At 44.1% G+C, this 20,970-nt stretch carries 14 protein-coding genes and 1 tRNA gene; 5 read left to right on the forward strand and 10 right to left on the reverse strand.

Annotation, left to right across the window (positions count from 1 at the left end; genetic code table 11):
* Positions 1-125 precede the first annotated feature (125 nt).
* The 6 genes from A8C56_RS12160 to A8C56_RS12185 form a co-directional block, all read right to left on the reverse strand.
* Positions 126-3,254 carry a SusC/RagA family TonB-linked outer membrane protein gene (locus A8C56_RS12160; RefSeq protein WP_067756314.1) on the reverse strand — a complete coding sequence of 1,043 codons (3,129 nt, stop codon included), beginning with the start codon at positions 3,252-3,254 and terminating at the stop codon, positions 126-128.
* A 56-nt stretch (positions 3,255-3,310) separates the two neighbouring features.
* Positions 3,311-4,417: a FecR family protein gene (locus A8C56_RS12165; protein WP_067756317.1), complete on the reverse strand. Its 1,107-nt coding sequence runs from the start codon at positions 4,415-4,417 to the stop codon at positions 3,311-3,313.
* A gap of 67 nt (positions 4,418-4,484) precedes the next feature.
* On the reverse strand, positions 4,485-5,084 hold the full coding sequence (locus A8C56_RS12170) for an RNA polymerase sigma factor (protein ID WP_067756320.1): 600 nt from the start codon (positions 5,082-5,084) through the stop codon (positions 4,485-4,487).
* Between the two features lie 385 nt (positions 5,085-5,469).
* Complete coding sequence (locus tag A8C56_RS12175) at positions 5,470-8,574, reverse strand: SusC/RagA family TonB-linked outer membrane protein (protein ID WP_067756323.1); 3,105 nt, start codon at positions 8,572-8,574, stop codon at positions 5,470-5,472.
* A 56-nt stretch (positions 8,575-8,630) separates the two neighbouring features.
* Complete coding sequence (locus A8C56_RS12180) at positions 8,631-9,737, reverse strand: FecR family protein (protein ID WP_067756317.1); 1,107 nt, start codon at positions 9,735-9,737, stop codon at positions 8,631-8,633.
* Between the two features lie 67 nt (positions 9,738-9,804).
* Entirely contained in the window at positions 9,805-10,404 is a 600-nt protein-coding gene (locus A8C56_RS12185; RefSeq protein ID WP_067756320.1) for an RNA polymerase sigma factor, read from the reverse strand.
* A gap of 606 nt (positions 10,405-11,010) precedes the next feature.
* On the opposite strand from A8C56_RS12185, the gene A8C56_RS12190 reads away from it, so the two are divergent.
* The 3 genes from A8C56_RS12190 (at position 11,011) to A8C56_RS12200 (ending at position 13,277) form a co-directional block, all read left to right on the forward strand.
* Positions 11,011-11,277 carry a hypothetical protein gene (locus A8C56_RS12190; protein ID WP_157097958.1) on the forward strand — a complete coding sequence of 89 codons (267 nt, stop codon included), beginning with the start codon at positions 11,011-11,013 and terminating at the stop codon, positions 11,275-11,277.
* A gap of 273 nt (positions 11,278-11,550) precedes the next feature.
* Positions 11,551-12,561, forward strand: coding sequence for a sensor histidine kinase (locus A8C56_RS12195; RefSeq protein ID WP_067756330.1), 1,011 nt, complete (start codon positions 11,551-11,553; stop codon positions 12,559-12,561).
* Positions 12,558-13,277: a LytR/AlgR family response regulator transcription factor gene (locus A8C56_RS12200; protein ID WP_067756333.1), complete on the forward strand. Its 720-nt coding sequence runs from the start codon at positions 12,558-12,560 to the stop codon at positions 13,275-13,277. Before A8C56_RS12195 ends, A8C56_RS12200 begins: the two co-directional genes overlap by 4 nt.
* 184 nt (positions 13,278-13,461) lie before the next feature.
* Here the strand turns inward: A8C56_RS12200 and A8C56_RS12210 are convergent, their stop codons facing one another.
* From A8C56_RS12210 to A8C56_RS12225, 4 genes are all read right to left on the reverse strand, one after another.
* Positions 13,462-14,751, reverse strand: coding sequence for an anthranilate synthase component I family protein (locus A8C56_RS12210; RefSeq protein ID WP_084490178.1), 1,290 nt, complete (start codon positions 14,749-14,751; stop codon positions 13,462-13,464).
* Between the two features lie 28 nt (positions 14,752-14,779).
* On the reverse strand, positions 14,780-15,199 hold the full coding sequence (locus A8C56_RS12215) for a hypothetical protein (protein ID WP_067756341.1): 420 nt from the start codon (positions 15,197-15,199) through the stop codon (positions 14,780-14,782).
* An 85-nt stretch (positions 15,200-15,284) separates the two neighbouring features.
* Entirely contained in the window at positions 15,285-16,547 is a 1,263-nt protein-coding gene (locus A8C56_RS12220) for an adenylosuccinate synthase (protein WP_067756344.1), read from the reverse strand.
* Between the two features lie 328 nt (positions 16,548-16,875).
* Entirely contained in the window at positions 16,876-19,146 is a 2,271-nt protein-coding gene (locus tag A8C56_RS12225) for a RelA/SpoT family protein (protein WP_067756347.1), read from the reverse strand.
* Between the two features lie 258 nt (positions 19,147-19,404).
* On the opposite strand from A8C56_RS12225, the gene A8C56_RS12230 reads away from it, so the two are divergent.
* Both A8C56_RS12230 and tig read left to right on the forward strand, forming a co-directional pair.
* A tRNA-Leu gene (locus A8C56_RS12230) sits at positions 19,405-19,489 on the forward strand.
* Between the two features lie 70 nt (positions 19,490-19,559).
* Positions 19,560-20,963 (forward strand): trigger factor, encoded by a 1,404-nt coding sequence (tig, locus tag A8C56_RS12235; RefSeq protein ID WP_067756350.1) that lies wholly within the window; start codon positions 19,560-19,562, stop codon positions 20,961-20,963.
* The last annotated feature ends 7 nt before the right edge of the window (positions 20,964-20,970 follow it).

A 20,970-nucleotide genomic window follows, 5' to 3' on the forward strand; every position in this document is an offset into this window, starting at 1 on the left:
TTAATTTTTATCGTTTTTAGCCGAATGGGACTTATCATGAATAAGAGTTTTCATTCCCGATATGAAAAAAATGAAAATTTTTATAGGAACGTTTCATCATTTTTATTCTTTGATGCTGATTATTTTTAAAACCGGGCCTGAATGCTGAACGTATAGGTCCTGGGCTTGGGGTAGGCACCTATATCCACCCGCCGCAGCGTGGAGGAACTGCCGCTGGAGGATACGTCCGGGTCAAAGCCATTATAATATTTCCATACAATAAGATTATCCCCGCTCAGCACCAGCTGTACATCGCGCACCGCGTTCCGGGTCAGCTTTGCTGTATTCCAGGTATAGCCGATCGCAATATTTTTTAACCGGAAAAAGCTGGCATCATGCACCATCCTGTCTGAGGCAATGCCATCATTGCTGCCCGCCCTCGGAATATCGGATGAAGGATTACGGACAGGATGCCAGGCATCCAGCATATAACGGTATTGATTGGTAAAAGGCGATCCGTTTCCCAGCCATTGTTCAGCAACATTATAAATTTTGCCACCCAATGAATAACTAAAGAAGGTGCTGACAAAAAAGCTCCGGATGCGGAAATCATTCTGGATCCCCCCATAAATATCCGGGTCCGCATTCCCCAGGTATACCAGGTCCTGTTCGTTAAAAATGCCGTCATGGTTCACATCTATATACCGGGCAGATCCGGGGGCATATTGCGCATTAGATGCAGAAATGTAGGCATTGGTAACCTTATTGCGGTTGATTTCATCAGTCGACTTCCAGGTTCCTGCATATTTAAATCCCCAAAGCGCATTCAGCGGGTAACCCACTTTGTAGCCATACATCATGTAGCTGTTATTTCCGTATGCCCCGTATACATTTACATAACTGTAATTGCCAATATCATCTACCCGCTGCCGGTTGTGAGAAAGGGTCAATACTGAAGACCACAGGAAAGAAGGTTTATTGATATTGGTTGAAGATACCGTAAGCTCAAACCCCCGGTTATTGGTCTTGCCCACATTGGAGAGCTGCGTGGTGTAGCCGGTTTGTGTGGGCGTTTGCACATCCAGCAGCAGGTCACTGGTATACGACAGATACCCTTCCAGTGTAATGGACACCCTTTTATTGAACAAGGCAATATCTGTTGCAAGGTTATACATATCGGTCTTTTCCCAGGAAAGATTATTATTGGCCAGGCGCAACGGATAAAAAGCCACCGGTTGTGAACCGTCAAATAAATACCCTGTGGTGGTAGACGTTAAGGCAGAAAGGGACCGGTAAGCACTAATGCCGCTATTACCAGCTCTGCCTGCACTTAACCGCATAGAAAGCTCATCGATCCATGACACATTTTTCATGAATTTTTCACTGCTTATCCGCCATTTCAATGCTGCAGACGGGAAAAAGGCCCATTTTTTGTTCGCTGCAAAGTTGGAGGCGCCATCCTGCCTTGCTGTAACAGTAGCATAGTAGCGGCTTTTATAATTATAGTTGAGCCTTGAAAAATAAGACATCGATTGGGTAAGGGCACTGCTGGAGGCAGGCGTTAAATTTTCCTTATCAGGAATGGCTCCCATATTGTTCCAGGTAATATCATCAGAAAGATATCCTTTGCCCTGCAGGGAAAAGTAATCCGCTTTCGTTTTTCGCCCTGTAAAGCCGGCCATCGCATCCATATGATGCTTTCCCCTCCAGTCTTTATTATAAGTAAGCGTTGACTGCAGCATCAGGTTCTGACTGGTGTTTTCTCCCCGGTAAGCAGTGCCTCCTTCATTTTCCGCTTTTGCGGGCAGGCTGCCGGGTTCATACCGGAACGCATGAAGCGCATACTGATAATAGGTAAACTGGGTATTCCACTTAAAGTTCCGGGCAGGTGTAATATCCAGGTTCAGCGAATGTGTGGCCATATTCCGTTTTTCCCAGTTCTGAACATCAAAATCCAGCATCGCCCTTGGAGAATTGAATTTCTGACCGGAATACCATAAATCATTAAAATCGCTATTGACCTTTAAAAGCGGGTTCAGGAATACGGCAGCATTCCACCAGTTGGTGCCACCGATCGTAACCACATTCTTGCGGTCGTTCCGGTTGGTATAGTTGTACCCATACCCTACTTTCATCCATTTAAACAGCTGGTAATCCAGGTTCAAACGCCCGGTGTAGCGTTGTGCACCACTTTTCTGAATAATCCCCTGTGTATTATTATAGTTGAAAGAAGCATAATAGTTGGCTTTGCCGCTGCCTCCGCTTAAAGTCAGCAGGTAATTTCCATAGCTTCCATTACGTGTAATTTCCTTTACCCAGTTAGTACCGGCGCCCATTGAAAGCGGGTCGGGATAAGGGTATTCGGACTGCGGCGTAGTGGGACCGATCTGGCCATAGTTGTCAGACGTGGCAAAATAGGCGTAATCATTCCGGTATTGTGCAAACTCAGAAGCATTCATCAGATCCAGTTGCCGGGGCAACTGGGAAATGCCCATATCTGTTTTCAGCGTAATATTCGGCCTGCCCTTCAGCCCTTTTTTGGTGGTAATAATGATCACCCCATTGCTGCCCCGGGACCCGTAGATGGCGGCGGCAGATGCATCTTTAAGCACACTGATAGACGCAATATCTGCCATGTTGATGTCTGTAAGGCTGCTAATGGCGTCATACACGCCGTCTACCACAATCAACGGTTCATTGGTAGCAGTCACCGAACGTGTTCCGCGTATGCGGATGGAAGCTTCTGCGCCCGGCTCCCCGGAAGAAGCCAGTATATCCATACCCGCAACCCTGCCCTGCAATGCCAGGTCTGCCGACATTACCGAAGTATTCTGCAGCACATCTGTGTTCACATTGGTTACCGACCCTGTAAGATCTTTCCCCTTCACCTGTCCATAACCAATAACCACCACTTCCGGCATGGAATCCTGGGCAGGCACCAGCTGCACAAAAAGCGAATTTTCATGCCCGCTTTTCACCAGTATATTTTTGCTGAACTTTTTAAAGCCTACATGCTCCAGATCTACCATATATACAGAGTCGGCCATCAGACGGCTCAACTCAAAACGCCCTGTTGAGTCTGAAAGGGTCCGCGCCACTATTTTCCCCGCAGGACTTGAAGCCGTAACGGTTACCCCCCGCAGATTACTGTTGTCCGAAAGCGAAGTAACGATACCTTTTATGGTACCCGTCTGGCCGGGAACCTGGGCACGCGCAGTACCGGAAACTATAAAAAGCAGCAATAGTAAAACAGAAGAACAAAAAAGCTTACACATATCAAATCAGTTGGTACAGGCATTGAGTCATTCCAAATTCCTGGTAATTTTTTTAGTTATTTTTTGAGTACAACGGTTGAACCGGAATAATACACTTTAAGGTTATAAGAACGGGCGATGACATCCAGGATCTTCGCAAGGCTCATGTATTCCAGGAACTGCCCGGTAAATAACAGGTCTTTGGCAGGTACCTGCTTTATCATAATGGTTACCCCAAATTCCTTTCCAAGCTCTTTTACAACCTCACCAATGGGAGCGCTGTTAAAAGACAGCTCTCTTGTCAGTAACATTTGATTTAAGTCCGGATGCTCCTCATTTTGTTTTTTCCTGCGGGGCACCACTTTATTCTGAACAGCATAAGCCCCGGTAGCCGTATTCACATTAATTTCCTGCCCCGGACTAAGCACAATCTCCGGTATGCTTACGGATGCTTTTAAAGAGCGGACCAGTATTTTTCCCTTAATAAGGCGCACTTTTAATTTCTTTTCAGCTGACTGTACATAGAAAACGGTTCCCAGGTCGCGCACTTCCATTCCATCAACATAAACAGAGAATGGTTTTGCAGCTTTTTTATGTACGGAGAACTTTCCAGCTCCCTGCAGAAAAACGATCCTTCCATCAGCCGCAAAACCTTTTTTATAGTAAACAACGCTTTGCGGTGCAAGCTCTGCCAGTGAACTGTCCGGCAGTAAAAATGCCTGAAAATGCTTACTGGTATTAACGATCGTATCAAACTCCGTGCTACTGCTTCTTAACGGGTGTTGCTCTTTACCGGCTAACAAATCCTTTCCTGCCCCGGCACTACCGGAACTTTGAAATAAATAATAAAGACCTGCAGCAATGACTAATAGCGCGGCAGCACCTGCAATAAATCTTAATAATCGTAGGGGCCGTGGTCGTCCGGCACCTGTTGAGGCCGGCTTATTGTAAGGCCCTATATTCAGCTTTTGAGTGATCTTTTTATAAATACGATGCTTTTCAGGGTTAGTTTGGGAACGGTTAAACGACGCACTGTACTCTTCATAAAAGTCCTTCCATGCCGATTCCAGCAGTATTGCTTCTTCCTCCTGTAGCTGAAGAAAGGCGTTTCTTCTTTCTTCTATCGAAAGACTTTTATCCCGAACAATATTCTGAAGCCGTTCAATTTCCTCTTTACTTAGCATATACCCTTAAAGCGGTATAAACGCCAAAAAGGGTACGGGTAAAAAAGTTAATAAATTGTTAAGAACCCTAACGCGATAAGCAAAAAACAATGATACAAAGGATAGAAAGCTCCTTATCAGAAATTTTTACCAGCTTTCTGAGATGATTCATGGCCATTTTAACGTACTGCCTTACAGAAAATTCAGATATGCCCATTTGCCGGGCTATTTCAACATATGGCAAGCCTTTTACCTTATATAAGATAAATGCTTTCTTTTTTTGCTCCGATAGTAATTCTATAGCTGATTTAAGCCTGCCCAATTTTGAAACATACAGCGCTTCTTTTAACAGGATGTCTTCTTCATCCGGCATCCGGTGCAATTGTTCAATACTATAATTTTCAATGGATCTGATAGGCATTTTCAGCGTTTTCCTCAAATGGGACATGGTCATATGATAACTGGTTGTAAACAGCCATCCTCCAATATTTACGTTTGGGGAAATATGTTCTTTTTTATTCCAAAGTTCCATAAAAACTTCCTGTAAAATGTCTTCCCGGCTGTTCAGGTCAGCCTCCCACTTTGAAATATTTTTCAGAACAGGATCGTAATAGCGATCATAGATTTCTCTGAACGCAGTTTCATCACCCTCTTTTAATAATTCTATAAGTGTACTGTTTGAATACATGAGTACAGGATTAGTGTTTTAAATCAATTGTAATAAACACCAGAAAGCAACCATCATTAAGGAGTTCTATATTCTTATACAATAAAAGATGCATCTGAACCATTCATTTTTTTGTATCCGGGATCCGGCTGTTTTTTAGCCAGTTAAGCATAAGCCTGTATTACGTTCATGCTGTATATATCTGTCATTCCCCTATTCTGCCCGGGTTGGCGCCCTTTCAATTTCAGCTTATGCCACAGCAAACCTTTTAAAATTGTATTATACTGATGCACACTCTAAATCGCTACAAAGGAAAAAGACTTATTTAAATTAATTGTTACCAAACAATGAAAATAAAATAAATAAAATTAAACATTAATAAACAACGATCGTACGTAATTTAAAGTTAATTAAATATTGCAAAACACAAAATATTATTAGGCACCCGCCGCAGCGTGGAGGAACTGCCGCTGGAGGATACGTCCGGGTCAAAGCCATTATAATATTTCCATACAATAAGATTATCCCCGCTCAGCACCAGCTGTACATCGCGCACCGCGTTCCGGGTCAGCTTTGCTGTATTCCAGGTATAGCCGATCGCAATATTTTTTAACCGGAAAAAGCTGGCATCATGCACCATCCTGTCTGAGGCAATGCCATCATTGCTGCCCGCCCTCGGAATATCGGATGAAGGATTACGGACAGGATGCCAGGCATCCAGCATATAACGGTATTGATTGGTAAAAGGCGATCCGTTTCCCAGCCATTGTTCAGCAACATTATAAATTTTGCCACCCAATGAATAACTAAAGAAGGTGCTGACAAAAAAGCTCCGGATGCGGAAATCATTCTGGATCCCCCCATAAATATCCGGGTCCGCATTCCCCAGGTATACCAGGTCCTGTTCGTTAAAAATGCCGTCATGGTTCACATCTATATACCGGGCAGATCCGGGGGCATATTGCGCATTAGATGCAGAAATGTAGGCATTGGTAACCTTATTGCGGTTGATTTCATCAGTCGACTTCCAGGTTCCTGCATATTTAAATCCCCAAAGCGCATTCAGCGGGTAACCCACTTTGTAGCCATACATCATGTAGCTGTTATTTCCGTATGCCCCGTATACATTTACATAACTGTAATTGCCAATATCATCTACCCGCTGCCGGTTGTGAGAAAGGGTCAATACTGAAGACCACAGGAAAGAAGGTTTATTGATATTGGTTGAAGATACCGTAAGCTCAAACCCCCGGTTATTGGTCTTGCCCACATTGGAGAGCTGCGTGGTGTAGCCGGTTTGTGTGGGCGTTTGCACATCCAGCAGCAGGTCACTGGTATACGACAGATACCCTTCCAGTGTAATGGACACCCTTTTATTGAACAAGGCAATATCTGTTGCAAGGTTATACATATCGGTCTTTTCCCAGGAAAGATTATTATTGGCCAGGCGCAACGGATAAAAAGCCACCGGTTGTGAACCGTCAAATAAATACCCTGTGGTGGTAGACGTTAAGGCAGAAAGGGACCGGTAAGCACTAATGCCGCTATTACCAGCTCTGCCTGCACTTAACCGCATAGAAAGCTCATCGATCCATGACACATTTTTCATGAATTTTTCACTGCTTATCCGCCATTTCAATGCTGCAGACGGGAAAAAGGCCCATTTTTTGTTCGCTGCAAAGTTGGAGGCGCCATCCTGCCTTGCTGTAACAGTAGCATAGTAGCGGCTTTTATAATTATAGTTGAGCCTTGAAAAATAAGACATCGATTGGGTAAGGGCACTGCTGGAGGCAGGCGTTAAATTTTCCTTATCAGGAATGGCTCCCATATTGTTCCAGGTAATATCATCAGAAAGATATCCTTTGCCCTGCAGGGAAAAGTAATCCGCTTTCGTTTTTTGCCCTGTAAAGCCGGCCATCGCATCCATATGATGCTTTCCCCTCCAGTCTTTATTATAAGTAAGCGTTGACTGCAGCATCAGGTTCTGACTGGTGTTTTCTCCCCGGTAAGCAGTGCCTCCTTCATTTTCCGCTTTTGCGGGCAGGCTGCCGGGTTCATACCGGAACGCATGAAGCGCATACTGATAATAGGTAAACTGGGTATTCCACTTAAAGTTCCGGGCAGGTGTAATATCCAGGTTCAGCGAATGTGTGGCCATATTCCGTTTTTCCCAGTTCTGAACATCAAAATCCAGCATCGCCCTTGGAGAATTGAATTTCTGACCGGAATACCATAAATCATTAAAATCGCTATTGACCTTTAAAAGCGGGTTCAGGAATACGGCAGCATTCCACCAGTTGGTGCCACCGATCGTAACCACATTCTTGCGGTCGTTCCGGTTGGTATAGTTGTACCCATACCCTACTTTCATCCATTTAAACAGCTGGTAATCCAGGTTCAAACGCCCGGTGTAGCGTTGTGCACCACTTTTCTGAATAATCCCCTGTGTATTATTATAGTTGAAAGAAGCATAATAGTTGGCTTTGCCGCTGCCTCCGCTTAAAGTCAGCAGGTAATTTCCATAGCTTCCATTACGTGTAATTTCCTTTACCCAGTTAGTACCGGCGCCCATTGAAAGCGGGTCGGGATAAGGGTATTCGGACTGCGGCGTAGTGGGACCGATCTGGCCATAGTTGTCAGACGTGGCAAAATAGGCGTAATCATTCCGGTATTGTGCAAACTCAGAAGCATTCATCAGATCCAGTTGCCGGGGCAACTGGGAAATGCCCATATCTGTTTTCAGCGTAATATTCGGCCTGCCCTTCAGCCCTTTTTTGGTGGTAATAATGATCACCCCATTGCTGCCCCGGGACCCGTAGATGGCGGCGGCAGATGCATCTTTAAGCACACTGATAGACGCAATATCTGCCATGTTGATGTCTGTAAGGCTGCTAATGGCGTCATACACGCCGTCTACCACAATCAACGGTTCATTGGTAGCAGTCACCGAACGTGTTCCGCGTATGCGGATGGAAGCTTCTGCGCCCGGCTCCCCGGAAGAAGCCAGTATATCCATACCCGCAACCCTGCCCTGCAATGCCAGGTCTGCCGACATTACCGAAGTATTCTGCAGCACATCTGTGTTCACATTGGTTACCGACCCTGTAAGATCTTTCCCCTTCACCTGTCCATAACCAATAACCACCACTTCCGGCATGGAATCCTGGGCAGGCACCAGCTGCACAAAAAGCGAATTTTCATGCCCGCTTTTCACCAGTATATTTTTGCTGAACTTTTTAAAGCCTACATGCTCCAGATCTACCATATATACAGAGTCGGCCATCAGACGGCTCAACTCAAAACGCCCTGTTGAGTCTGAAAGGGTCCGCGCCACTATTTTCCCCGCAGGACTTGAAGCCGTAACGGTTACCCCCCGCAGATTACTGTTGTCCGAAAGCGAAGTAACGATACCTTTTATGGTACCCGTCTGGCCGGGAACCTGGGCACGCGCAGTACCGGAAACTATAAAAAGCAGCAATAGTAAAACAGAAGAACAAAAAAGCTTACACATATCAAATCAGTTGGTACAGGCATTGAGTCATTCCAAATTCCTGGTAATTTTTTTAGTTATTTTTTGAGTACAACGGTTGAACCGGAATAATACACTTTAAGGTTATAAGAACGGGCGATGACATCCAGGATCTTCGCAAGGCTCATGTATTCCAGGAACTGCCCGGTAAATAACAGGTCTTTGGCAGGTACCTGCTTTATCATAATGGTTACCCCAAATTCCTTTCCAAGCTCTTTTACAACCTCACCAATGGGAGCGCTGTTAAAAGACAGCTCTCTTGTCAGTAACATTTGATTTAAGTCCGGATGCTCCTCATTTTGTTTTTTCCTGCGGGGCACCACTTTATTCTGAACAGCATAAGCCCCGGTAGCCGTATTCACATTAATTTCCTGCCCCGGACTAAGCACAATCTCCGGTATGCTTACGGATGCTTTTAAAGAGCGGACCAGTATTTTTCCCTTAATAAGGCGCACTTTTAATTTCTTTTCAGCTGACTGTACATAGAAAACGGTTCCCAGGTCGCGCACTTCCATTCCATCAACATAAACAGAGAATGGTTTTGCAGCTTTTTTATGTACGGAGAACTTTCCAGCTCCCTGCAGAAAAACGATCCTTCCATCAGCCGCAAAACCTTTTTTATAGTAAACAACGCTTTGCGGTGCAAGCTCTGCCAGTGAACTGTCCGGCAGTAAAAATGCCTGAAAATGCTTACTGGTATTAACGATCGTATCAAACTCCGTGCTACTGCTTCTTAACGGGTGTTGCTCTTTACCGGCTAACAAATCCTTTCCTGCCCCGGCACTACCGGAACTTTGAAATAAATAATAAAGACCTGCAGCAATGACTAATAGCGCGGCAGCACCTGCAATAAATCTTAATAATCGTAGGGGCCGTGGTCGTCCGGCACCTGTTGAGGCCGGCTTATTGTAAGGCCCTATATTCAGCTTTTGAGTGATCTTTTTATAAATACGATGCTTTTCAGGGTTAGTTTGGGAACGGTTAAACGACGCACTGTACTCTTCATAAAAGTCCTTCCATGCCGATTCCAGCAGTATTGCTTCTTCCTCCTGTAGCTGAAGAAAGGCGTTTCTTCTTTCTTCTATCGAAAGACTTTTATCCCGAACAATATTCTGAAGCCGTTCAATTTCCTCTTTACTTAGCATATACCCTTAAAGCGGTATAAACGCCAAAAAGGGTACGGGTAAAAAAGTTAATAAATTGTTAAGAACCCTAACGCGATAAGCAAAAAACAATGATACAAAGGATAGAAAGCTCCTTATCAGAAATTTTTACCAGCTTTCTGAGATGATTCATGGCCATTTTAACGTACTGCCTTACAGAAAATTCAGATATGCCCATTTGCCGGGCTATTTCAACATATGGCAAGCCTTTTACCTTATATAAGATAAATGCTTTCTTTTTTTGCTCCGATAGTAATTCTATAGCTGATTTAAGCCTGCCCAATTTTGAAACATACAGCGCTTCTTTTAACAGGATGTCTTCTTCATCCGGCATCCGGTGCAATTGTTCAATACTATAATTTTCAATGGATCTGATAGGCATTTTCAGCGTTTTCCTCAAATGGGACATGGTCATATGATAACTGGTTGTAAACAGCCATCCTCCAATATTTACGTTTGGGGAAATATGTTCTTTTTTATTCCAAAGTTCCATAAAAACTTCCTGTAAAATGTCTTCCCGGCTGTTCAGGTCAGCCTCCCACTTTGAAATATTTTTCAGAACAGGATCGTAATAGCGATCATAGATTTCTCTGAACGCAGTTTCATCACCCTCTTTTAATAATTCTATAAGTGTACTGTTTGAATACATGAGTACAGGATTAGTGTTTTAAATCAATTGTAATAAACACCAGAAAGCAACCATCATTAAGGAGTTCTATATTCTTATACAATAAAAGATGCATCTGAACCATTCATTTTTTTGTATCCGGGATCCGGCTGTTTTTTAGCCAGTTAAGCATAAGCCTGTATTACGTTCATGCTGTATATATCTGTCATTCCCCTATTCTGCCCGGGTTGGCGCCCTTTCAATTTCAGCTTATGCCACAGCAAACCTTTTAAAATTGTATTATACTGATGCACACTCTAAATCGCTACAAAGGAAAAAGACTTATTTAAATTAATTGTTACCAAACAATGAAAATAAAATAAATAAAATTAAACATTAATAAACAACGATCGTACGTAATTTAAAGTTAATTAAATATTGCAAAACACAAAATATTATTAGGCAGCCGCCGCAAGCATACCAGGCCAATAATTGTTGAAGGCTGCCCGGTTTTTGTCGCAACAATTTCCGGATTGATCTACAGACCGCGGCGGCGGGCTTCACTGCAGTCTATTTTTGTTTTGCAATGCTGCTGAACAGAAAAGCTTCTTAACAGCAGCCATTATTCAACATTCAAAAACAACAGTCATGTTTATTACTTTCTTTATCATCAGCCGGATCCTTTTAATAGCCTGTTTTGTTTTGATCCTGGGATACCTGTTCGGATCCTTTGCCCATCATAAAACACTTACGGTTCTTACTAAAATTGCAGCGATCCTGTTGCTCACAGGCTTTATTATTTCCAATATTTTTATTTTCCGTTTTCGCCAGGGCAACCCGCGTTTTAATGACAGGCACTGCTGGGCGCACCAGCAGGCAGATTCCGGTTACTACAAAGGGAACCGCTTACCTTAAATGATCTTTTCCCATTGTTGTTATAGGGGCTGATCGAAGTTTTGTCACAAAAGCAAAAACGAGCGGAAAAACGATTTCACCGAAGACAACCGCTCTGACAACGCAGCGATCTTTAGACTTCGCTACGCGATGCTGTCAATAACAGTTGTATAAGGAGCAATTACTCTCTTACGCCGTGCCGGGCATAGCCCCGGCCGGCCGGTAGCGGGGGCCGTTAAAATTTTGTAGCTTTATTTTTAAAGAGCGGCCGGTTATTTTGCTATTCGGATAATAATGACCATCCATAAACAGCATATCAATGTAATTTTCCATATACTCATATGGAGTGTTCTGTTGCTGCTCCCCTACTTTGTTGGTTCTGCAGACGATCAATATAAAATAGGATGGATGCCGGGGTTTGTTTTTACGGCATTCGGAATGCTTCATATGTTCATCTTCTATGTCAATGCTTATTATCTTGCTCCCAGGTTTTTAAATATCCGGCGCTGGTGGTTGTATATACCTTTAGCAGTATTGTTGCTGGGGCTTTCCTTTATTTTAAAATTTGCGATCCTGAAAACCGGGTACCCGCAGCTGCTGCAATATCCCGCTGTATACCGTTTTTCATTTGCCCCCTCAGTAGGCGTGTTCATCATCAGCATTGTTTACCGGAAAGTGATCGACCGCATCCACTTTGAGAGAAAACAAAAAGAAAGAGAAGCGGCAATGCTGATGACAGAATTAAAGTTTCTGCGGTCACAGATCAGTCCGCATTTTCTTTTCAACGTAATGACCAACCTTGTATCCCTTGCCCGGAAGCGGTCTGATCAGCTGGAGCCGGCCCTTATTACACTGTCTGAATTTATGCGTTACATGGTATATGATACACAGGGCAAAAAAGTATCCCTGCTAAAAGAAACAGCGCATTTAAAAAATTATATCTCATTGCAAAAAATGCGGTTTGGGAATGAACTGGTCGAAGATGACATTGATACGGTAGCGGATCACTACCTTATTGAACCCATGCTGTTGATCCCGTTTGTTGAAAATGCCTTTAAACATGGAACGGCACAGGGCACAGGAGTCCGTATAACCATCCGGTTGGCGGTAGCTGATGACCGGCTTTTCTTTGATGTCCAAAACGGCATTCCGCTTCATCAGGACAGTGCGGCATATGAACAATCAGGTGTGGGGCTCCAAAATGTAGTATCAAGGCTGGAGCTCTTATACCCTCAAAAACATGAACTAAAGATCACCCGGAAAGACAATGTCTTTCACGTGCAATTAAAACTGGAGCTATTATGATCAGAACAGCTATCGTAGATGATGAACAGTTAATAAGGGAGTTGCTGCAGGACAACCTCAGCCGCATTCCTTTTATAGAGGTGGTACGTGTCTGCAAAAATGCATTAGAGCTTTCCCAGTATTTGCAAACGGAGCCCATAGACCTGTTGTTCATGGATATCCAGATGCCGGGAATTAACGGCATCCAGTTTCTGAATACGCTGGAAAACCCGCCCCTGATCATTATGGTAACAGCCTATGAAAAATACGCTTTACAGGGTTTTGAGCTGAATGTTGTGGATTATATTTTAAAACCTTTTAGTTTTGAGCGGATCTTAAAAGCCTGCAACCGTGTATCAGAGCTGTACCAGCTAAAAAAAGCCAAAACAACCGGAACAGATCTCCGGGAGCAATACCTGTTTGTAAATGTAGAATATACGCTTGTAAAAGTGGCGATTGCGGATATCACTTATATTGAAGGGCTCAAAGACTATATAAAAATTCACCTGGCTGGCTCTTCCAGGCCTATACTCACAAGAATGACGATGAAAGCCATGGAAGAAAAACTTCCGCAGGGAATGTTTATACGTACGCACAAATCTTACCTGGTGGCATTGTCAAAAATAACAGTCATTAAAAGGGACCTGGTCTGCATCGGCCCTGTTGAAATTCCTGTAAGTGAATCCTGCAGGGATGCTTTTTTACAGGCAGTAAAACGGTCTGAAAACAATCAATAATATTCCGGGCTTGCTTTTATCCGCCGCAAATACATGAATATATCTTCCGCACAGTGTTTTGTGCCGCTATTGTTTAATGCCTGCAGGTATTTTTGCGGATTACAGGAAAAGGACTGCAGGAAAAATCCTATTTCCGCGCAGTTGTACAAAGAAACGGCAGCCGGAGGGTGGGTTTGCCGAAAGCTCATATCCCTTTGAGCACAGCCCCGATCGCTTTTGCTTTTAAAAGACACTCTTCCCATTCCTTTTCAGGATCACTGTAAATGGTAATCCCCGAGCCTGCTTTATAGGAAAGATAGCGGGTGGAGCTGTTATACATCAGGCTCCTGATCACCACATTCAGATCAAAATCCCCATTGGGTTGCACATAGCCAACAGCACCTGAGAAAATGCCCCGCTTATTTTTTTCATAACGGTCTATCAGCTGCATGACGCTGATCTTGGGCGCTCCTGTCATGGAGCCCATCGGAAAGGTTGCCTTTAATATCTCTGATAAAGTAACAGTGTCGTTAATCCTACCGGAAACCGTGGAGATCATCTGGTGCACCTGTGCAAAACTGTAAATACCAAACAGTTCATCAACCTGTACCGTTCCTTCTCTGCAGATCCTTGAAAGATCATTGCGCACCAGGTCTACCACCATTACATTTTCAGCCCGATCCTTCTGACTCCTGAATAATACTTCCCTTTCCTTTTGTAAACCGTCCGCCGTGCGAGCCTGTCTTGAAAGCGTTCCTTTTATAGGCTGGCTCATCAGATGAGCTCCCTGTTTTTTCAGATACCGCTCAGGGCTTGCACAGATCAGCCATTGATCCTTTAACCGGTACAGGCCTGCAAAAGGAGCAGGGCTCATTTCCATCAGCCGTCTGTAAATTTCAAATGGCGCTATTGCTGCCCGTTCTGCAAAGAACTCCACACAATAATTTATTTCATAGCAATCACCACGATGCAGATGCTGCTGTAGCTGCTCAATGACTCCCCTATATTCTTTTAGATCTATGCCCGACCGGATCGCTGAAATGCTGCCTGCTGTACGGTTCGGTCTGGGTGTGCTGCTCTGTATCTGATCAAAGATCCTGTGAGGAGCGGCGGCGGCAATAGACAACTGCATACCTTTTAGCTGCACAACAAATTCAGGCTCAAAAAAACAGATATCCGGGAACAAAAGCGCATCTTCTTTTTGAGAAGCAGCAAATGTATGGCTGGTCTGCAACTCGTACCCCAGATGCCCGAAAAGCCATCCTTTTTGCTGTGTATAATATTCCTGAAAGCCGGAAAGTGCATCCGGCGCTGACGATGCATACATTGAGCATACGCCCGCACCCGCAATAAAACCGAGCTGATGCCCGGGAAAGCCACAGGAATCCAGAAAACAAAAAGTGTTAAACTGTTGTAACCAGTTTAACACCTTGCTCTTTATTAAGGCAGCATCACTTATATGAAAAACATGCGCGTCCTTAACTGTTCTGTTCAATGTTTACTATTAATCATTTCATAATGATCTACCTGAAATCATCATCGTCAAAATCGTCATCATCATTGCCAAATAAATCGTCAAACTCTTCATCAGGCTGGAAGTCATCATCGTCATCATACGATTTTTTTCCTTTGGTGCCTCCGGATTTTGTTTTTGACTTTGGGATATCAAACTCTTCAAAGTCCTTATCCCAATCTTCCTCTTCTTCTATTTTATCCCAGTCATCATCCGTATCGTCAAAATCATCCTCATCGTCGTCATCATCATCAGACGCTTTCCCTTTCCTTCCCTTCTTTGGTGTTTCATCTTCATCGTCCGGATAGTTCTCATCATCATCCTCTAATTCCTCATCCTGCTTCTTTGATTTTGAAGAGGCTTTCTCCGCAGGCGCTTTTCCTGCTCTTGTCTTCTTGTCTGTTCCTGTTGACTTATTTGATTTTGCCATAACCTAAATAAAATCTAATAAATGAAAATGTAAATTTTAATCGAACTTTTTAATTCTCCAAATTTTTAAACTTCTTTTTTATAAATCAGATTTTGATCAGTTGCTCTCTTTCCGGCCCGTTTGAAATATACCTTACATCAACCCCCAGGTACTGGTTAATAAACCGGATATATGCTTTCATTTTCTCCGGCAGCTCGGCATAGGACTGGGCACCGGTAATGTCTGTATGCCAGCCATCAAACGCTTTAAACCGGGCTTTATAATCGGCCAGGTCCAAACGTAATGGAATCTCTCTGATTTCCGTTCCATCCAGCTCATAAGCCGTGCATACTTCCAGTTTTTCAAAGTGATCCAGCACATCTGCTTTGGTCATAACTAATTGGGTTACACCATTGATCATACAGGCAAAATTCAGGGCTACCAGGTCAATCCAGCCACAGCGGCGTGGCCGGCCGGTTACGGCCCCGTATTCGCGGCCAATATCGCGTAAACGCTGCCCGTCTTCATTTTCCAGTTCTGAAGGAAACGGCCCGCTTCCCACACGTGTGCAATAGGCTTTGGTAATGCCTATTACCTCTTTGATATACTGTGGTGCCACTCCCAAACCATTGCAAACCCCGGCAGAAATGGTATTGGAGGAAGTTACAAACGGAAAAGTGCCAAAATCCACATCCAGCATGCTTCCCTGGGCGCCTTCAGCCAGTACCTTTTTCCCTTCTTTCAGTAATTTATTGATAAAATATTCGCCGTTTACAATATTGAGCGTTTTTAAAAATTCAATCGCTTTGAAGAATGCCTGTTCGTCTGCGCTGATATCTTCATCAAACCCATAAGTGTTCAGCAGCACATAGTGCTTTTCTTTCAGCGCTTCATACATATTTTTAAAGTCGGGGTTCAGGATGTCGCCAACACGTAATGCATTACGGCCTGTTTTATCCATATACGCCGGGCTGATGCCTTTTAACGTGGAACCGATCTTGCTTTTGCCTTTTGCCTGCTCTGAAGCTTTGTCCAAAGCCCGGTGTGTGGGAATGATCAGGTTCGTTCTTTCGGATACATAAAGGTTCTTTTTCAGATCCCCTTCAAATTTTGTCAGTTGCTCACATTCCTGTTCCAGCGAAATCGGGTCCAGCACCACCCCATTGCCGATCAGGTTTATTTTGCCTTCGTTAAAGATACCGGATGGTATCTGGCGGAGCACCAGTTTTTCCCCGTTCCGGTACAGTGTATGGCCGGCATTGGGCCCACCCTGGAAACGGGCTACTACATCATAGTCCTTTGCAAAGAAGTCTACAATTTTGCCTTTACCCTCATCGCCCCATTGCAGACCCAAGATTACATCTATCATTGTGATTTTTTTATTAACTACCCTAAAATAAGGTTACAAAAATAGAGGTTTGGAGGTTTATAAATTAAAAAGTTTATAAGGAACCAGCCGGCATTCTGCAGTCCTGCAAATATTTCTTTCTGCTTTTTAATCGGTGATGCGCTCCAGGGCACTTTTTAGTTGTTTCAGTTGAATTTCATTCTTATCAGGATCGTCTGTACTGTTATTTTCCCGGTTCTGCCAATCAAGCAAAGACCCGGGGTGTATTTCTTTAACAGCCGGCAGCTCCAATAGATATCATAGCATTACAAAAGTCAGATGCTGATCCGTTGCAATTCACAACAGGGGTTTACCGGGCCGCAGAAGTAGCCGGCAAATCTTCGGTATCGTACCGCTCTACAGATTCAATCCCTTCCAGGTCTTTCAGCCGGTTTACCAGCTCATCCAGTTCCTCCTTATCATGCACATATACTTTTATATTTCCTTCGAAAAGCCCTTCCGAGGCTTCAATTGTAAGCGCGGCAATATTGATCTTTAACTCTGCTGAGATCAGGCTGGTGATCTTGCTGACCACGCCCACATCATCCATGCCGATGATCTTGATACCGGTAAGAAAAGAGATTTCCTTGTTCTTGGCCCATTTTGTTTTTACGATCCGGTGCCCGTAGTTGGCCAGCAGCTTGGGTGCGTTGGGGCAGTTGGTGCGGTGAATGGCCAGCCCCTTCCCGGTTGTAATGAAGCCGAAAACATCATCGCCCGGAATAGGCTTGCAGCAATTGGCCAGGTGATACATGATCTTATCGCTGCTTTCGCCAAAAATGATCAGCTCCGTATCCTGCTGTTTATTTCCGCCTGTAGCAGGCACGGCCTGGCTTTCAATTTTATTTTCCTGAACAATTTTTACAACCTTGGGATATTCGATCCGGTCGCCGATCACCTTAAAATCTTTTAACTCCTTCAGGTCGATATTCTTTATGGCTACCTGGTAAAAGAGCTCCAGGTTGGAGTTGAGCTTATAAAAATGCACCAGCTCATCAATATTGGATTGCTGCATGGAAGCCCCCATGCCTTCCAGCTTGCGCTGCACCGTATACCGGCCTTCGTCGGCCACTTTTTTCTTTTCTTCCTTCAGCGCTTCTTTTACCTTTGCTTTGGCCTTGGCGGTTACCACAAATGAGAGCCAGTCTTCTGAAGGGGTCTGCTTATTGCTGGTAATGATCTCCACCTGGTCGCCGCTCCTCAGTTTATAGCTGATGGGCACCAGCTTATGATTCACCTTGGCGCCAATGGTCTTTGCCCCCACCGCGGTATGTATGGCAAATGCAAAATCAAGAGCAGTGCTTCCCACCGGAAGCATTTTTATATCGCCTTTAGGCGTATAAATATAAATTTCCTCGGTAAGAAAGCTGGTTTTAAAATCCTGCAGAAAATCAACGCTGTCTGCATCCGGGTTACCCAGCGCTTCCCGTATCTGCTGGAACCATTTATCAAAACGGTTCTCATTGCTGGCTCCTTCTTTGTATTTCCAGTGTGCTGCCAGGCCCTTTTCGGCTATTTCATTCATGCGTTTGGTGCGGATCTGCACCTCTACCCATTTTCCCCTCGGGCCCATTACCGTGGTATGCAGGGCCTCATACCCGTTGGACTTTGGGTTACTCACCCAGTCCCGCAGGCGCTCAATAGAAGGTGTATATTCATCCGTAATAAGGGAATATACTTTCCAGCAATCCTCCTTTTCCCGCTCCGGTGGAGAATTGAGGATAATGCGGATGGCAAATAAGTCGTATACTTCTTCAAAGGTCACCCCCTTCTTTTTCATCTTATTCCAGATGGAGTGGATGTTTTTAGGGCGGCCGTATATTTCAAAGTCGAATTTATTCCTTTCCAGTTTTTCCTTGATCGGCTTTATAAATTCATTAATGTACCGGGTACGGTCACGCCTGGTTTCCGCCAGTTTGCGGGCAATTTCCCTGTACGTATCCGGTTCCAGGTATTTCATGGCCAGGTCTTCCAGCTCCGTTTTGATGCTGTACAGTCCCATGCGGTGTGCCAATGGTGCAAAAACATAAACGGTTTCGGAAGCAATTTTCAGCTGTTTTTCCCGCTTCATACTATCCAGCGTACGCATATTATTAAGGCGGTCCGCCAGTTTGATCAGGATCACCCGCGGGTCATCGGTCAGCGTAAGGAGGATCTTCTTAAAATTCTCCGCCTGCTGTGAGGCTGATGTATCAATCACATTGGAGATCTTGGTCAGCCCATCAACAATGCGGGCTATTTCAGAGCCAAATTCCCGTTCAATATCCTGCAGGGTAATATCAGTATCTTCCACCGTATCATGCAGCAAAGCACAGATTGTTGAGCGAACGCCCAGGCCTATTTCTTCCACGCAGATCTTTGCTACCGCAATGGGATGTAAGATATAGGGCTCACCGCTTTTCCGCCGCATACTGCTATGGGCTTCTGCCGCCATTTCAAACGCATGACGGATGATGTTCTTATCGCCGGGTTTTATCTTATCTTTCAGCGCCCTGAGCAAAGACCGGTATTCTCTTAAAATAAGCTTTTTTTCCTGCTCTTCGTTCAGACTGTATTTAGGTTTTTGCTCTACTGTTTTCATGCAATACGACTCCTGCTGCTTCTTTTTATGGGTTCAAACACTCACTAAAATTACATATTTTATATATGGATGCACAATTTGCTTAAAAAGCAATGATTCCTACTGATTTATGCACCCAATGGCCGTTGTGCGGCTCCTGTGTTACACTCCTTCTGAAGACGATAAAAATTATTGGAATGTTGTATAAAAACTGATTTTTTAACCAATAATGTGCTACATTTGCAGCCCTCCCGAAAACTTTCGGGTATAAAGTTCTTACCGGATGTGGTGAAATTGGTAGACACGTCAGACTTAGGATCTGATGCCGCAAGGTGTGGGGGTTCGAGTCCCTTCATCCGGACCATTCCAAATTTATGGTTTGTGGTTTATGGTTTATAAACTATAAACTGTAAATTAATAAACTATAAATTTTTATGGCTACGATTACGCAAGAAAAAATTGGCCCCCTGCATGAAAAACTGAGTGTAAAGCTTGAGAAGGCTGATTATTTACCCGGTTTTGAAAAATCTTTAAAAGAATACAGTAAAAAAGCAAGTATCCCGGGATTCCGCCCCGGAAAAGTTCCCTCCGGCCTCATAAAGAAAATGTACGGCCCTTCTCTTTTTATGGATGAGGTGCTGCGTTCTATTGACAAAGAAGTGGTCAATTACCTGGAAACAAATAAGGTCAGCATTTTTGCCCAGCCACTCCCGCTGGAAAATGACCTGTCTAAACTGGATGTGCGCAATCCCGGTGAATATGACTTCCATTTTGAAATTGGTTTAAAACCGGATTTTAAAATGCTGGACCTGGCCAAGGCCGAAATTACCGGTTATAATATTGACATTACGGATGCAATGGTGCAGGAAGAGATTGAACGGCTGCAAAACCGGTATGGCAATATGGCCGATAAAGAAACGGTTGAGAATGACGACAATGTTGTAAACATCACCTTTACAGAAACCGATGCTACGGGCAATGAAACAGAGGATGGTATAAAGAAAGACAATTCCCTCCTGGTAAAATATTTTGCACCTGCGGTAAGGGAACAGCTGACCGGCAAAAAAGCCGGAGACAGCATTAACATACGGCTGGGCGATGCCTTTGAAGATAAAGAATTGGATTTCATTGCACAGGACCTGGGCCTTGATAAAAAGGATGCCGCCACAAAAGACAAAACGTTCCGGGTAACCATTACTAAAGTTGGGCTCCTGGAAAAAAGAGAACTGAGCGAAGAATTCTTTACCCAGTTATACCCTGCCGGCGATGTAAAGACCGAAGAAGATTTTAAAAAGAAAGTACACGACGAAATTTACAGCTACTGGGCAGCACAAAGCCGTAACCAGATCCATGACCAGTTGTTCCATAAATTAGTGGAAGATACTGAAATTGAGTTTCCCGAAGCATTCCTGAAAAACTGGCTGACTTCTCAAAACAACCAACAGCAGGAAGGAGAACATCCCCAGCCGGTAAAAACCGAGGAAGAAATTGAGGCAGAAATGCCTTCTTTCCTGAACCAGCTGAAATGGACATTGATCACTGAAAAAATTGTTACTGAAAACAATATCCAGGTGTCGCCGGAAGAGATTAAAGATTTTGCAAAGCAGCAATTGCTCCAGTATATGGGCGGGCAACTGGGTGCTATTGATGATCAGCCCTGGGTGGATGATTATATTAACCGAATGATGAAAGACCGGAAATATGTTGAAGACGCGTACAACCGGATCCAGTCCCAGAAAGTATTTGAATGGGCAGAAACCAAGGTGCGCCCCAAAGCAAAATCGATCAGCGCTGAGGAATTTACAAAGATGGTAAGCGAGCACCATCACCATCATTAATCATCAC

It is taken from the genome of Niabella ginsenosidivorans (assembly GCF_001654455.1).
GTDB classification, from domain to species: Bacteria; Bacteroidota; Bacteroidia; order Chitinophagales; family Chitinophagaceae; genus Niabella; species Niabella ginsenosidivorans.

Bases quoted from the DNA above. Each gene is read 5' to 3' on its own strand.
- A8C56_RS12160 (WP_067756314.1), bottom strand. From the start codon at position 3,254: ATGTGTAAGCTTTTTTGTTCTTCTGTTTTACTATTGCTGCTTTTTATA.
- A8C56_RS12165 (WP_067756317.1), bottom strand. From the start codon at position 4,417: ATGCTAAGTAAAGAGGAAATTGAACGGCTTCAGAATATTGTTCGGGAT.
- A8C56_RS12170 (WP_067756320.1), bottom strand. From the start codon at position 5,084: ATGTATTCAAACAGTACACTTATAGAATTATTAAAAGAGGGTGATGAA.
- A8C56_RS12175 (WP_067756323.1), bottom strand. From the start codon at position 8,574: ATGTGTAAGCTTTTTTGTTCTTCTGTTTTACTATTGCTGCTTTTTATA.
- A8C56_RS12180 (WP_067756317.1), bottom strand. From the start codon at position 9,737: ATGCTAAGTAAAGAGGAAATTGAACGGCTTCAGAATATTGTTCGGGAT.
- A8C56_RS12185 (WP_067756320.1), bottom strand. From the start codon at position 10,404: ATGTATTCAAACAGTACACTTATAGAATTATTAAAAGAGGGTGATGAA.
- A8C56_RS12190 (WP_157097958.1), top strand. From the start codon at position 11,011: ATGTTTATTACTTTCTTTATCATCAGCCGGATCCTTTTAATAGCCTGT.
- A8C56_RS12195 (WP_067756330.1), top strand. From the start codon at position 11,551: ATGACCATCCATAAACAGCATATCAATGTAATTTTCCATATACTCATA.
- A8C56_RS12200 (WP_067756333.1), top strand. From the start codon at position 12,558: ATGATCAGAACAGCTATCGTAGATGATGAACAGTTAATAAGGGAGTTG.
- A8C56_RS12215 (WP_067756341.1), bottom strand. From the start codon at position 15,199: ATGGCAAAATCAAATAAGTCAACAGGAACAGACAAGAAGACAAGAGCA.
- A8C56_RS12220 (WP_067756344.1), bottom strand. From the start codon at position 16,547: ATGATAGATGTAATCTTGGGTCTGCAATGGGGCGATGAGGGTAAAGGC.
- A8C56_RS12225 (WP_067756347.1), bottom strand. From the start codon at position 19,146: ATGAAAACAGTAGAGCAAAAACCTAAATACAGTCTGAACGAAGAGCAG.
- tig (WP_067756350.1), top strand. From the start codon at position 19,560: ATGGCTACGATTACGCAAGAAAAAATTGGCCCCCTGCATGAAAAACTG.